Source organism: Ramlibacter cellulosilyticus, assembly GCF_014297465.1.
GTDB lineage: Bacteria > Pseudomonadota > Gammaproteobacteria > Burkholderiales > Burkholderiaceae_C > Ramlibacter > Ramlibacter cellulosilyticus.
This window is the reverse complement of record NZ_JACORT010000017.1, coordinates 1-12,966: the sequence shown is the minus strand read 5'-3', so window position 1 is coordinate 12,966 and position 12,966 is coordinate 1. Positions and strand designations below refer to the sequence as shown.

13 protein-coding genes are annotated in these 12,966 nt (G+C 69.9%); 6 read left to right on the top strand and 7 right to left on the bottom strand.

Translation table 11 applies throughout. The features are described 5' to 3' along the window. Positions 1-2: 2 nt before the first annotated feature. From H8N03_RS25390 to H8N03_RS25365, 6 genes are all read right to left on the bottom strand, one after another. Positions 3-746: an SDR family NAD(P)-dependent oxidoreductase gene (locus H8N03_RS25390; protein ID WP_187079042.1), complete on the bottom strand. Its 744-nt coding sequence runs from the start codon at positions 744-746 to the stop codon at positions 3-5. After that, positions 743-2,053, bottom strand: a complete 1,311-nt coding sequence (locus H8N03_RS25385; protein WP_187079041.1) for an FAD-binding oxidoreductase — start codon at positions 2,051-2,053, stop codon at positions 743-745. Before H8N03_RS25385 ends, H8N03_RS25390 begins: the two co-directional genes overlap by 4 nt. 45 nt (positions 2,054-2,098) lie before the next feature. Beyond that, entirely contained in the window at positions 2,099-2,989 is an 891-nt protein-coding gene (gene rfbA / locus H8N03_RS25380) for a glucose-1-phosphate thymidylyltransferase RfbA (RefSeq protein ID WP_187079040.1), read from the bottom strand. Then, positions 2,986-3,885, bottom strand: coding sequence for a dTDP-4-dehydrorhamnose reductase (gene rfbD / locus H8N03_RS25375; protein ID WP_187079039.1), 900 nt, complete (start codon positions 3,883-3,885; stop codon positions 2,986-2,988). The genes rfbA and rfbD overlap by 4 nt, the downstream gene beginning before the upstream one ends. 7 nt (positions 3,886-3,892) lie before the next feature. Further along, positions 3,893-4,957, bottom strand: coding sequence for a dTDP-glucose 4,6-dehydratase (gene rfbB, locus H8N03_RS25370; protein WP_187079038.1), 1,065 nt, complete (start codon positions 4,955-4,957; stop codon positions 3,893-3,895). A gap of 246 nt (positions 4,958-5,203) precedes the next feature. Next, positions 5,204-7,189 carry an SDR family oxidoreductase gene (locus tag H8N03_RS25365; protein ID WP_187079037.1) on the bottom strand — a complete coding sequence of 662 codons (1,986 nt, stop codon included), beginning with the start codon at positions 7,187-7,189 and terminating at the stop codon, positions 5,204-5,206. A 110-nt stretch (positions 7,190-7,299) separates the two neighbouring features. Between H8N03_RS25365 and H8N03_RS25360 the strand changes: the two genes are divergently transcribed. Genes H8N03_RS25360 through H8N03_RS25340 form a run of 5 tightly spaced genes read left to right on the top strand, consistent with a single transcriptional unit; the run spans position 7,300 to position 10,986 of the window. Continuing rightward, positions 7,300-7,809, top strand: coding sequence for a phasin family protein (locus tag H8N03_RS25360; protein WP_187079036.1), 510 nt, complete (start codon positions 7,300-7,302; stop codon positions 7,807-7,809). A gap of 2 nt (positions 7,810-7,811) precedes the next feature. Continuing rightward, positions 7,812-8,984, top strand: coding sequence for a patatin-like phospholipase family protein (locus tag H8N03_RS25355; RefSeq protein ID WP_187079113.1), 1,173 nt, complete (start codon positions 7,812-7,814; stop codon positions 8,982-8,984). Positions 8,985-8,989: 5 nt separating this feature from the next. Further along, positions 8,990-9,658 (top strand): TetR/AcrR family transcriptional regulator, encoded by a 669-nt coding sequence (locus tag H8N03_RS25350; protein ID WP_187079035.1) that lies wholly within the window; start codon positions 8,990-8,992, stop codon positions 9,656-9,658. A 33-nt stretch (positions 9,659-9,691) separates the two neighbouring features. Continuing rightward, positions 9,692-10,468 carry a tetratricopeptide repeat protein gene (locus H8N03_RS25345; protein ID WP_187079034.1) on the top strand — a complete coding sequence of 259 codons (777 nt, stop codon included), beginning with the start codon at positions 9,692-9,694 and terminating at the stop codon, positions 10,466-10,468. Positions 10,469-10,527: 59 nt separating this feature from the next. Then, entirely contained in the window at positions 10,528-10,986 is a 459-nt protein-coding gene (locus H8N03_RS25340) for a hemerythrin domain-containing protein (protein ID WP_187079033.1), read from the top strand. On the opposite strand, the gene H8N03_RS25335 is transcribed toward H8N03_RS25340, so the two are convergent. Beyond that, positions 10,958-12,418 (bottom strand): wax ester/triacylglycerol synthase family O-acyltransferase, encoded by a 1,461-nt coding sequence (locus tag H8N03_RS25335; RefSeq protein WP_255428398.1) that lies wholly within the window; start codon positions 12,416-12,418, stop codon positions 10,958-10,960. The two genes, H8N03_RS25340 and H8N03_RS25335, sit on opposite strands and share 29 nt — an antisense overlap. 89 nt (positions 12,419-12,507) lie before the next feature. On the opposite strand from H8N03_RS25335, the gene H8N03_RS25330 reads away from it, so the two are divergent. After that, positions 12,508-12,762 (top strand): acyl-CoA-binding protein, encoded by a 255-nt coding sequence (locus H8N03_RS25330; RefSeq protein ID WP_187079032.1) that lies wholly within the window; start codon positions 12,508-12,510, stop codon positions 12,760-12,762. Positions 12,763-12,966: the final 204 nt, after the last annotated feature.

The window sequence follows — 12,966 nt, the reverse complement described above, 5'->3', positions numbered from 1 at the left end:
GCTCAGAGCTTCAGGCGCACGAAGAGCGTTTCCGGGATCCAGCGGATCACCGTCATGATCCAGCGCCAGATGCCGGGGGTGTACACCACGGCCCGGCCGCGGCCGATCCCTTGCACGATGTCCGCGGCCACCGCGACGGGCGAAGCCAGCCGGCCAGGCGCGCTGCCCATGCCGCGCGTCATCGGCGTGTCCGTCGGGCCTGGCTTCACGAGCACCACCTGGACGCCGGCCGCGTGCAGGCGGTTGCGCAGGCCCTGGCAGTAGCGCTCCACGAAGCCCTTGCTCGCGCCGTAGATGTAGTTCGACTGGCGCCCGCGGTCGCCTGCCACCGAGCCGATCACGGCGATGGTTCCCCGCTTGCGCGCTTCCATCAGCGGCGCGACGGCTTCGCACAGCTGCGCCACCGACAGGGCGTTGGCTTCGACGGCCAGGCGCAGCTGCGCGGGATCGGACTGCGCGGCGGGCTGCTCCGGCAGCCAGCCGTGCGCGACCAGCACGACGTCGAAGCCGCCGGCGGCGGCATCCGCTTGCGCGATGCGCGCGCGCAAGCCGGCCTCGTCGCCGAGATCGAGCACGCCGGAAGCGACTCGCTGCGCGTCGCCGGCAAGCACGCGCAGGTCCGCCGCCACCGGCTCCAGGCGCGCGGCATCGCGTCCGAGCAGGACGAGGCGGTGGCCCTGGCGGGCCCAGAGGCGGGCGCACTCGTGCGCGATGCGCGAGGTCGCGCCGTAGATCAGGATGTTCATCGTGCGGCTTCCATGCGCCGGGCGAAGGTGGAGGAGACGGCGGGGTCCCGATACCGCTGGAACGCGGCCCAGCGGGGATAGGCGGCGTGGAACAGCGCGCGCGAACCGAGCGCGTCCTTCGCGGGGTACAGGGCGCCCCCGGCCGCGGCGACACGGCGGTCCAGGTCTTCGAACAGGGCGCGCACCTTGGCCGTGTTGGGAAAGTCCAGCGCCAGCGTGAGGCCCGGGCGCGCGAAGGACAGCATGCCCGGCGCCTGCCGGTCGCCGAAGGTCTTGAGCACCGCGAGGAAGGAGCCGGTGCCGCGCTCCTGCAGCAGGCGCAGCACTTCGCGGATGGCGTCGCGCGCCACGGCGGGCGGCACGACGAACTGGTACTGCAGCAGGCCGTGGCGGCCGTAGATCCGGTTCCAGTGCTCGATGCGGTCCAGTGGCCAGAAGTAGCCCCAGGCTTCCTGCGCGAACGTCGCCTGCTTCGGTGCGCGATGGAAGTAGGCGCTGTTGAACAGGCGCAGCGACAGCGGGTTCACCAGCGAGATGGGCGGCGTGACGGGGAAGCCCACGCGCCGCGGCGGCGGCGGGAACAGCGGCGCGCCCGGGCGCGGACCTTCGGAGGCGTGGTCCCCGGCCAGCAGCACGCCGCGCAGGCCCTCGGCGCCGGAGAGGCAGTCGATCCAGGAGACCGCGTATTCGTGCTTCGCTTCCGCCTGGGCGTTGAGATCGAAGAAGGCGTCGAGCCCGACGAAGCGCTGCGCGCTGACCGTCATCCACGCCGAAGCGACGCGGCGCAAACGCAGGCGCGCGTGCGTGACCAGGCCCGTGAGCCCGAGGCCGCCCACGGTGGCCGCGAACCAGTCGGCGTTCTCCTCGCGCGAGCACTCCAGCACCGTGCCGTCGGTGCGCAGCAGCCGCAGCCACTCGACGTGGTCGCCGAAGCTGCCCATGGCATGGTGGTTCTTGCCGTGCACGTCGTTGGCGATGGCACCGCCGACCGTCACGTGGCGCGTCCCGGGCACCACGGGCAGGAACCAGCCGCGCGGCAGGAAGTCCTCGACGATCGTCGCCAGCAGCACGCCCGACTCGCAGGTGAGCGTTCCCGCCTCGTCGTCGAAGTCCACGTAGCGGTCCAGCCAGCGCGTCTGCACCAGGGTGTGGCCGTCGTTCAGGCCGACGTCGCCATAGCTGCGGCCGTTGCCGTGCGCCACCCAGCAGTCGTCCGAAGGCAGCGAGACCTCGCGCGCGCTCGCGGGCGCGAGCAAGCGATGACGGAAGGGGCCGGGAAGGCCCCAGGAGCGGATCTCGCCTGTCATGGTGTCAGCCGGGAGCGTGGCGGGAGGGCCGCTCGTGCACCCCGCTCAAAGGGAACGATGGCCCTCGCGCAGCACGTGCAGCAGGTACTGGCCGTAGCCGTTCTTCTTCAGCGGCGCGGCCAGCTTCTCGAGCTGGGCGTCGTCGATGAAGCCCGCGCGCCAGGCGATCTCTTCCAGGCAGGCGATCTTGAGGCCCTGGCGGTGCTCCAGCGTCGCGATGAACTGGCTGGCTTCCAGCAGGCTCTCGTGCGTGCCGGTGTCCAGCCACGCGTAGCCGCGCTTCATGATCTTCACCGAGAGCTGCCCGCGCTCCAGGTAGGCCTGGTTCACCGCGGTGATCTCCAGCTCGCCGCGCGCGCTGGGCTTGACCGACCTGGCGATGTCGACCACCTGGTTGTCGTAGAAATACAGGCCGGTGACGGCGAAGTGGCTCTTGGGCTGCGCCGGCTTCTCCTCGATGCTCGTCGCGTTGCCGTCCTTGTCGAAGGCCACCACGCCGTAGCGTTCCGGGTCCTGCACGTGGTAGGCGAACACGGTGGCGCCGCTCTCCTGCGCATCGGCCTCGCGCGTGAGCGGGGCGAGGTCGTGCCCGTAGAAGATGTTGTCGCCCAGCACCAGCGCCGCGGGGTCCTGGCCCACGAACTTGTCGCCGATGATGAAGGCCTGCGCCAGGCCGTCGGGGCTGGGCTGCACCGCGTACTGCAGGTTCAGGCCCCACTGCGAGCCGTCGCCCAGCAGCTGCTGGAAGCGGGGCGTGTCCTGCGGCGTGCTGATCACCAGGATGTCGCGCATGCCCGCGAGCATCAGCGTGCTGAGCGGGTAGTACACCATCGGCTTGTCGTACACCGGCAGGAGCTGCTTGCTCATGGCCAGGGTGGCGGGATGCAGTCGCGTGCCGGAGCCGCCTGCCAGGATGATGCCTTTGCGTCGCGTCATGTTCGGAGGGTTTCTTGCAGCATCCGTTCCACGCCCTGCTGCCAGGGGGGGAGCACCAGGCCGAAGGTGCTGCGGAAGCTGCTGGTGTCCAGCCGGGAATTATGCGGGCGCCGGGCAGGCGTCGGAAACGCGGACGTGGGCACGGGCGCGACCTGCTCGGGCCCGGCCTTGAGGTTTTCTCCGGCCTGCAGCGCCTGGCCGACGACGAAGCGCGCGTAGCCGTTCCAGGTGGTCTCGCCGGCGGCGGCGACGTGGTACGTGCCGGGGCGGCCGCTGCCTGCGGCGAGGCTGCGGATCGCGTGGGCGGTGACGTCCGCGAGCAGGTCGGCGCCGGTCGGGGCGCCATGCTGGTCGTCGATGACGGTGAGCTTTTCGCGCTCGCGCGCGAGGCGCAGCATCGTCTTGGCGAAGTTGCCGCCGCGCGCGGCGTACACCCAGCTGGTGCGCAGGATGAGGTGCCGCGGGTTGGCCGCGGCGATGCGCTGCTCGCCCGCGAGCTTCGTGCGGCCGTAGACGCTCAGGGGACCGGTCGGATCGCCCTCGCGCCAGGGCTGGGTGCCCGAGCCGTCGAAGACGTAGTCGGTGGAGTAGTGGACGAACCAGGCGCCGAGTTCGGCGGCGGCCGCGGCCATCGCGCCCGGCGCGACGGCGTTGACGAGGGCGGCGGTGTCCGCCTCGCTCTCGGCCTTGTCCACGGCGGTGTAGGCGGCGGCGTTCACGACGACGTCGGGACGCACGGAGCGCACCGTGCGTGCGACGGCGTCGGGATCCGTGAGGTCTGCACCCAGGCCATCGGCGCCCGCGCGATCGAGCGCCAGCACCTCGCCCAGCGGCGCGAGGCTGCGCCGCAGCTCCCAGCCCACCTGGCCGTTCGCGCCGAAGAGGAGGATCTTCACCGGTGCGTCACGCCGCCTGGGCGTACTGCTTGCTGATCCACTCGCGGTAGGCGCCGCTCTGCACGCGCTGCACCCAGTCGCCGTGCGCCAGGTACCACTGCACGGTCTTGCGGATGCCGGTCTCGAAGGTCTCGGCGGGCTTCCATCCCAGCTCGCGCTCGATCTTGCGCGCGTCGATCGCGTAGCGGCGGTCGTGGCCGGGGCGGTCCTTCACGAAGGTGATCTGCTCCTGGTAGCTGCCGCCGCCGGCCTTGGGACGCAGTTCGTCGAGCAGCGCGCAGACGGTGTGGACGATCTCGAGGTTCGGCTTCTCGTTCCAGCCGCCCACGTTGTAGGTCTCGCCCACCTTGCCGGCTTCCAGCACGCGGCGGATCGCGCTGCAGTGGTCTCCCACGTACAGCCAGTCGCGGATCTGCTGGCCGTCGCCGTACACCGGCAGCGGCTTGCCCGCGAGGGCGTTGACGATCATCAGCGGGATCAGCTTCTCGGGAAAGTGGTACGGGCCGTAATTGTTGGAGCAATTCGTCGTGAGCACCGGCAGCCCGTAGGTGTGGTGATACGCGCGCACCAGGTGGTCGCTCGCCGCCTTGCTCGCGGAGTACGGGCTGTTCGGCTCGTACTTGTTCTCTTCGGAGAACGCGGGGTCCCGGGCCGCCAGCGAGCCGTAGACCTCGTCGGTCGACACGTGCAGGAAGCGGAACGCCTCGCGCTCTTCGCCCTGCAGGCCCGACCAGTAGCCGCGCACGGCCTCGAGCAGCCGGAACGTGCCGACGACGTTGGTCTCGATGAAGCTGCCGGGCGAATGGATGGACCGGTCGACGTGCGATTCGGCCGCGAAATTCAGCACGGCGCGGGGGCGATGGCGCAACAGCAGGTCCTCCACGAGGGCCTGGTCGCCGATGTCGCCCTGCACGAACACGTGCCTCGCGTCGCCTTCCAGCGCGCGCAGGTTTTCCAGGTTGCCCGCGTAGGTGAGCTTGTCCAGGTTCACGACCGGCTCGCCATGGGCGGCGATCCAGTCCAGGACGAAATTCGAGCCGATGAAACCGGCTCCTCCGGTCACGAGAATCACGAGGCAACACTCCCTGGCGGCCCATGCCGCGGTTCGGGGCGGATTATCTCATTCGGGCTTCCCCGTCCTCCCGGGGGTGCGTTGGGCCGGTGGGGAAGCTGGGGTGCCCTGCGGGCAACCCAGCCTACGAGCCGCGCCCATCGCACACGCTCAACGCAGGCCCCGTAGGCTGGGTTGCGCGAAGCGCACCCCAGCATGCACGCACACCCACCCCGCAGGCCGTGGACGGGAGCGGGATGACGAGGCTCAGAAGTGGATCCCCCGCATCATCTGCTGCAACGCCATGGCCTCCGCCGACAACTGCGGCTTGCCATTCCTGTCCCCCTGCGCCGCCGCCGAATCCGGGAACAGGCGGAAGCTCGTGTTCATGACGATCTGCGCGATGCGCGGGGCCAGCGCGTGCAGGATCTCGCCCGACACGCCGAGACGCGTGGCGATGCGCACCGGCCTGGCGACGCACGCCTCCGCCACCAGGTCCGCGGCCTCCTCGGGCGACAGCGTCGGCACGTTGTTGTAGATCTTGGTCGGCGCGATCATGGGGGTGCGCACCAAGGGCATGTTGATCGTGGTGAAGGTGATGCCCTGGTCCTGGTACTCGCTTGCGGCGCAGCGCGTCCACGCGTCCAGCGCCGCTTTCGACGCGACGTAGGCCGAGAAGCGCGGCGCGTTCGTGAGGACGCCGATGGAGCTGATGTTCACCACGTGGCCGCGGCGCTGTGCCGCCATCGCCGGCAGCAGGCCCATGGTGACGCGCAGCGCACCGAAGTAATTGAGCTGCATGGTGCGCTCGAAATCGTGGAAGCGGTCGTAGCTCGCCTCGATGGCGCGGCGGATCGAACGGCCCGCGTTGTTCACGAGGAAGTCGACGCCCCCATGGTCCTTCAGCACCTGCTGCACGAAGCGGTCGCAGTCGGCCATGTCGGCGATGTCGGCCGCATAGGCGACGAAGCGGTAGCCCTTCGCCTCCGCCTCGCGGCAGGCCTCGTCCAGCTTGTCCTGGTCGCGGCCGCAGATGAGGGTGGTCGCCCCCGCCTCGGCGAACCTGTGCGCCGTCGCGAGCCCGATGCCGGAGGAACCGCCGGTCACGAGCACCACCTTGCCGCCCACGGTGCCCCTGAGCGACCGGTCGATGTGCAGGTCCGGGTCGAGGTGCCGTTCCCAGTAGTCCCACAGCCGCCAGGCGTAGTCCTTGAGGTTGGGGCAGGCGATGCCGGTGCCCTTCAGCATCTTCTCCGCGTCGCGGCTGTCGAAGCGCGTCGGGTAGTTGACGAACTCCAGGATGTCGTCGGGCAGCCCCAGGTCCTTCATCACCGCGTTGCGCACGCGCCGGACCGGCGCGATGGCCAGCAGGCCCTTCTTGACGCTGCGCGGGATGAACCCGAGCAGCGCCGCGTTGACGAACAGATTCATGCGCGGCGCGTGGGCCGCGCGGCTGAAGATGTCCAGCACGTCGCCCACCCGGTACCCCTGCGGGTCCACGAGGTGGAAGGCGCGCCCGGCGATGCCGTCCTGGTGGCTGATGTGGTCCAGCGCCGCCACGACGTAGTCCACCGGCACGATGTTGATGCGCCCGCCTTCCAGGCCGATGCTGGGCATCCACGGCGGCAGCAGCTGCCGGATGCGCTGGATCAGCTTGAAGAAGTAGTAGGGGCCGTCGATCTTGTCCATCTCGCCGGTGCGGCTGTCGCCGACGACCATGGCGGGGCGGTACACGGTCCACGGCACCTTGCTCTCCTGCCGCACGATCTTCTCGCTCTCGTGCTTGGTGCGGAAGTACGGGTGGTCGAGGTTCTCCGCTTCCTCGAACATGTCCTCGCGGAACACGCCTTCGTAGAGGCCGGCGGCGGCGATGGAGGAGACGTGGTGGAAGTGGCCCGCGTCGATCGCCTTGGCGAACTCCACCGCGTTGCGCGTGCCGGCGATGTTCACCTCCACCTGGCTTTCCTCGTCGGCGCCGAGGTCGTACACGGCGGCGAGGTGGTAGACGTGGTCCACCTGCCCTTTCAGCTTCTTCAGGTCCTCGGAGGCGACGCCCAGCTTCTTCTGCGTGAGGTCGCCGAAGACGGGGACGGCGCGCGCCGGGCCGACGCCCCAGAACTCCCGCAGCTCGGCCACCTTGCCCTCGCTCTCGCGCCGCACCAGGAAGGAGACCACCGCCCCCTTGCGTTCCAGCAGCTTCCGCACGAGCCGCTTGCCGATGAAGCCAGTCGCCCCGGTCACGAAGTAGTGCATCGCACAATCTCCTCTCGACTTGTCCCAGATCATTCTGCATTAGGAAGCGCCACCTACACATCCCCCGCGGGGACGCTACATTCCGTGGCACAACCCCCCAGGAGAAGCCCATGGTGAAGAAACTGCAGAAATCCGGCGATGGCGCCAAGGCGGCGTCCAGCACCCAGCTGGCGGCCACCGTCAAGGAATCGGCGCAGCAGATCTGGCTGGCGGGACTCGGCGCCTTCTCCAAGGCGCAGGAGGAAGGCGGCAAGGTGTTCGAGGCGCTGGTGAAGGAAGGCGTGACCCTGCAGAAGCGCACGCAGGCCGTCGCGGAGGGCAAGCTCTCCGAGGCCACCACCCGCATGTCCTCGATGGCCACGGACCTGTCCACCCGGGCGTCCGGCCAGTGGGACAAGCTCGAAGGCATCTTCGAGGACCGGGTCTCCAAGGCGCTGAAGAAGCTGGGCGTGCCCACCTCGCGCGACGTCGACGCGCTGGTCAAGCGCATCGACGAGCTCCAGCGCACCGTGGCGTCCCTGCAGGGCGGCGGTTCCGCGCGCAAGACGGCGGCCAAGCGGACGCCCGCCACGAAGGCGGTCGCCCGCAAGCGCGCCCCGGCGCGCAAGGCCGCCGGTTGAACGTGCGGCGGCGCGCCGAGGCGGCCCGGCCGCCGCGCATCGGGCTGGCGCTGGCCGGCGGCGGCCCGCTGGGCGCGATCTACGAGATCGGCGCGCTGTGCGCGCTCGAGGACTGCCTCGAAGGCGTCGACTTCACGGGCCTGCAGCACTACGTCGGCGTTTCCGCCGGCGGCTTCATCGCCGCCGGGCTGGCCAACGGCATCCGCCCGCGCGAGATGTGCGCCGGCTTCATCGAGAACAACGACCGCGCGGCCGAGGTCTTCGACCCGGCCTGGCTGTCGGTTCCCGCCTGGAGCGAATACGGCAGGCGCCTGCGCCGGCTCCCGGCACTGGCAGCCGCCGCCGGCTGGCAGGCCACCTGGGGCGGCAAGGCGTGGCTGCAGGCGCTGGAAGGCATGGCGCCGCTGCTGCCCACGGGCCTCTTCTCCAACGAGGAGATCCACCGCCGGCTGGCGGCGCTGTTCTCCGTGCCCGGGCGCAGCAACGATTTCCGCGCGCTGCACGGCCGCCTCACCCTGCTCGCCACCGAGCTGGACACCGGCCGGGCCGTCGCCTTCGGCAGCCCCGGCTGGGACCACGTGCCGGTGTCGCGCGCGGTGCAGGCCACCTGCGCCCTGCCCGGCCTGTTCCCGCCCGTGACCATCGAGGGTCGCGCCTACGTCGACGGCGCGCTGACCAAGACCATGCACGCGTCGGCCGCGCTCGCCGACGGGGCGGACCTCGTGCTGTGCGTGAACCCCCTCGTGCCCTTCGACGTGCCGGACATCGCGCAGGGCGGGCTGGCCGCCGTCCTCAGCCAGACCTTCCGCACCATGATCCATTCGCGGCTGGCCCTGGGCATGAAGGACTATGCGCGGCGCTGGCCCGGCGCCGACATCGTGCTCGTCGAACCCGACGCGCAGGACCGCGAGCTGTTCGGCGCCAATCCCTTCAGCTTCGGCCAGCGGCGGCGCATGGCGGAACACGCGTACCAGCAGACCCGCGCCTGGCTGCGCTCGCACGAGGCGAGCCTCGCCCCGCGGCTGGCGCGCCACGGCATCGCGCTGCGCACGCACGCGCTGCACGACGAAGGCCGCGTGCTCGTGCAGCCCTGGCAGCCGCGCCGCCTCGGCTCCGCGCTGCAGCACCTGTCGCAGGTGCTCGACGAGCTCGAACGCAAGCTGCAGCCCGCCTGAGCACCATGGCCAGGAAAGCCCCGCGCCGCACCGCCGAACGCATCCTGGAGGTCACGCTGGACCTGTTCAACCGCTTCGGCGAGCCGAACGTGTCCACCACGCTGATCTCGGCCGAACTGAACATCAGCCCCGGCAACCTGTATTACCACTACCCGGCGAAGGACGAGCTGATCAACAGCCTCTTCGACCGGTACGAGCGCTCGCTGAACGAGCTGCTCCATGCGGCCGACGACGTGCGCAACGTGGAGGACGCCTGGTTCTTCCTGCACACCCTCTTCGAGCGGATCTGGCAGTACCGCTTCCTCTATCGCGACCTGAACGACCTGCTCTCGAAGAACCGCCGCCTGGAGACCCACTTCCAGGCGGTCTTGAAGGACAAGACCCGCGCCGTGCGCACCCTGCTGGACGGCATGAGCCGCTCCGGCGCCGTGCGCATCGACTCGCGCGAGATCGAGGCCACCGCCACCAGCATGGTGGTGGTGCTCACCTACTGGCTGAGTTTCGAGTACGTGCGCGACCCGCGCCACGCGCTCGAAGGCGCCGGCGCGCAGCAGGCATTGCTGCGGGGCGCAAACCACGTCCTCCATCTGCTGGTACCCTATCTGGAACCTGCGCAACGCACGCACCTGCTGCAGCTGGCCGGCGCGTATGGCGGCAACCCGCCGCCCGCTTGAAGCGGATGGCCCAGGGATGAAGGGCGAGACAAGATGGCCAAGTGGACGGCCTTCCCCCAGCCGGGCAGCTACCGGCACGACGCCACCAGCGTGACGCGCGAGTGGCCGCGGCTGCATGCGGGAGACGCCGAGCCGCTGCCTGCCGACGCCGGCGTGCTGCAGGCCTGGGTGCTGTTCCACAACGGCGAGTTCCAGCAGGCGGTCGAAGCCGGCCTTGCCGCGGGCGGCGGCGGCATCACCGCCGCCAACAAGGCCACCTGCATCTACGCGAACTACCTGGAGAAGAAGGAAAGGAACCGGCTGGACCTGTTCCAGGAGGCGGCGCAGCGCGCGGAGCGCCAGTGCGAGGCCGAACCGGACAACGCCAACGCGTGGTACTGGCAGGCGTACGCGCTCGGTCGCTACAGCCAGGCGATCAGCGTCGCCAAGGCGCTGGCGCAAGGCCTGGGCAGCAAGGTGAAGGCCTGCCTCGAACGCACCATCGCCCTGCAGCCGCAGCACGCCGACGCGCACGTGGCCCTCGCGGCCTTCCACGCCGAGGTGATCGACAAGGTCGGTTCGCTGATCGGCGGCATGACCTACGGCGCCAAGAAGGAAGCGGGCCTGCAGCTGTTCCAGGAGGCGCTGCGCCTGCACCCGCGCTCGCCCATCGCCCTGATCGAGTACGCCAACGGGCTCGTGATGATGGAAGGCGAGAAGAAGATGAAGGAGGCGACGCGCCTGTACCAGCAGGCGGCGGCCGTTCAACCGCTGGACGCCAAGGAGTGGCTGGACGTCGAGATGGCGCGGGAAGAGCTGAAGGCCGCCTGACGGCGGGACGCGTCGCCAGACTACAGGCCGAGGCTCGGCCGCCGTGAAGAATGCCGGGCATGGAACCCAGGAACATCTTCCAGGCGCTGCTCGTGAGCCACGCCACCCAGCGCGAGCTGGCCGCGCGCCTGCTCGCGAGCAAGCCGGCCAGCGAGGAGCGGCAGCACGTCTTCGAGGAGCTCAAGGCCGAACTGGCCGCGCACGAGACCGCGGAGGAACGCTGCTTCTACGTGCCGCTGTTCGAGTTCGACCAGTCCGTGGACCTGTCGCGCCACGCCATCGCGGAACACCACGAGATGGACGAGATGGTGGAGCACCTCGAGGAGGTGGACCCCCATGCGGCCGAATGGCAGGAGTGCTGCCAGAAGCTGTGCGACAAGATCGAGCACCACCTGAACGAGGAGGAGCAGAAGTTCTTCCCGCAGGCGGGCGAGGTGCTGGGCGACGAGCAGAAGGTCCAGCTCGGTCGCGACTACGAGGCGGAGTTCCTCACGCTGCGGCTGAAGCAGGAGGCCTAGCCACCTCCTCGCCGGGCCACGGCAGCATCATCGTGATCAGCGCGAGCCGCTCGAATTCGGGCGCGAAGCGCTCGATGATGCGCTCCGGCTCCGGGCACAGCAGCGTGTCCGACATCACGCCGAACTGCACGCCGCCGGCGTAGCTGAGGACCGACACGCCCAGGCCGATGTCGCCGGACTGCGGCACCCAGAACATGCAGTCCTGCAGCGTGGCGCCCAGGAGCTCGAGGCGTTCCCTCGGCCCGGGGACGTTGGTCATGACGGCGGTGGCCTTGCGGCGGAACAGGTCCAGCACGGCATCCTGCGCCGGCTTCACGAGCAGTCCCGCGATCGCCAGAACGGCGAAAGCCAGCAGGGGCTGCGTGCTGCCCTTGAGCGCCGCCATGCGCTTGCGGACTTCGTAGACACGCTCCACCGGGTTGGCGATGCCCACGGGCAGCACCAGCGGCACCAGGCCGAAATGGTTGCCCAGCTTCCAGGCCTGCTCCGGGGCACGCAGGTTCACCGGCACCATGGCGCGCACTTCGACGCCGTCGACGTCGTCGCCCTGCGCGCGCAGGTACTGCCCGATGGCACCGGCCACGCAGGCGAGCACCACGTCGTTGATCGAGCAGCCCAGGGCCTTGCCGACTTCCTTGACCTCGTCCAGCGGCAGCGGCGGGCACCAGGCGACGCGCTTCTGGTTGCCCGGCTTGCCCTTCAGGCGCGTCGGCGAGTCGTCGGGCATCAGCAGCAGCGCCAGCGCATCGCTCACCAGCTGGTAGCCGAGGTGGGCGAGTTCCAGCGAGGCGTGCGCGCCCTTGCCGGGGTCGAGCACCATCGCGAGCGTCCTGGCCGCGTTCTCCCCGGCGGCATCCAGCGCCTTCACCGCGAGCCCGGCGAGCGGCTGCACCAGGTGCTGCGCGAGCCACTCCTGCGTGCCATCGGCCCGGGCCCGCCGCTTGCGCTGCGGCGGCGGCAGGCCGCCGTCGACCAGCGACATCGTCACCAGGATCAGGGCGACGCCGTCGGCGATGCAGTGGTGGATGCGCACGATCAGCGCGCTGCCGCCGTCGTAGTCCTCCACCAGGTGCATCTGCCACAGGGGCCGTGCGCGGTCCAGCGGCACCATGGCGAGTTCGCCGATGCGGTGCTGCAGCGCCGCCTGCGCGTCGGCATGCCGGTGCCGCGGCAGCTTCTCGCGCACCACGTGCTGGCGGATGTCCACCTCGTGGTCCACCCAGCGCGCGCCGGTGGCGTCCTCCTCCACGCGCTGGCGGAAGCGGTCGTACTTCAGGAGGCGCTCCTCGATGCGCGCGCAGAGCTCCTCGTAGCCCACGCGCGGCCGGAGGGTCCAGACGCCCAGGATCGCCATCAGGTTGCTCGCGGAATCCATCCGCAGCCACGCGGTGTCCACCTTGGACATGCTCTCGCCGGCGCGCTTGATCGGCATGCGTCCCCTCGTGTTTTTGGTGTGGCGCCCTATTCTGGCGTCGGCGCTGAAATTAAGATAGCCGCCCCAACGAACGAGATGGAGACCCCATGGCCGACCTCAACGCCGACTTCGAAGCCGCCGTCGCCAATTCCAAGAAGCTGTCGCAGCGCCCCGACAACACCACGCTGCTGAAGATCTACGGCCTGTACAAGCAGGCGACCGTGGGCGACAACACCGAGAAGAAGCCGGGCTTCGGCGACATGATCGGCCGCGCCAAGTGGGACGCGTGGAACGGGTTCAAGGGGACCGCGAGCGATGATGCGAAGAAGCAGTACATCGCGTTGATCCAGTCCCTCTCCTGAGGGCCGGAAGCACGTCATCCCGGGCTTGACCCGGGATCCATGAGGCGTCTCCTGCGGACGCCCCATGGATTGCGGGTCAAGCCCATGCCTGTCCGGAGATTTCAAAGGAGAGGCAGTTGGGCGGGGGAGCCGTCGCTTTCATCGTAGAGCGACACCTCGCTCAATAGCCGTTCCAGAGGGACTTTCTCGAACAGGTTCAGGCTG

Excerpts from the sequence above, each read along its gene's own strand:
- H8N03_RS25350 (WP_187079035.1), top strand. The coding sequence starts at position 8,990 with ATGGCCAGGAAAGCCCCGCGCCGCACCGCCGAACGCATCCTGGAGGTC.
- H8N03_RS25365 (WP_187079037.1), bottom strand. The coding sequence starts at position 7,189 with ATGCACTACTTCGTGACCGGGGCGACTGGCTTCATCGGCAAGCGGCTC.
- H8N03_RS25330 (WP_187079032.1), top strand. The coding sequence starts at position 12,508 with ATGGCCGACCTCAACGCCGACTTCGAAGCCGCCGTCGCCAATTCCAAG.
- H8N03_RS25385 (WP_187079041.1), bottom strand. The coding sequence starts at position 2,053 with ATGACAGGCGAGATCCGCTCCTGGGGCCTTCCCGGCCCCTTCCGTCAT.
- H8N03_RS25390 (WP_187079042.1), bottom strand. The coding sequence starts at position 746 with ATGAACATCCTGATCTACGGCGCGACCTCGCGCATCGCGCACGAGTGC.
- H8N03_RS25340 (WP_187079033.1), top strand. The coding sequence starts at position 10,528 with ATGGAACCCAGGAACATCTTCCAGGCGCTGCTCGTGAGCCACGCCACC.
- H8N03_RS25345 (WP_187079034.1), top strand. The coding sequence starts at position 9,692 with ATGGCCAAGTGGACGGCCTTCCCCCAGCCGGGCAGCTACCGGCACGAC.
- H8N03_RS25360 (WP_187079036.1), top strand. The coding sequence starts at position 7,300 with ATGGTGAAGAAACTGCAGAAATCCGGCGATGGCGCCAAGGCGGCGTCC.
- rfbA (WP_187079040.1), bottom strand. The coding sequence starts at position 2,989 with ATGACGCGACGCAAAGGCATCATCCTGGCAGGCGGCTCCGGCACGCGA.
- H8N03_RS25335 (WP_255428398.1), bottom strand. The coding sequence starts at position 12,418 with ATGCCGATCAAGCGCGCCGGCGAGAGCATGTCCAAGGTGGACACCGCG.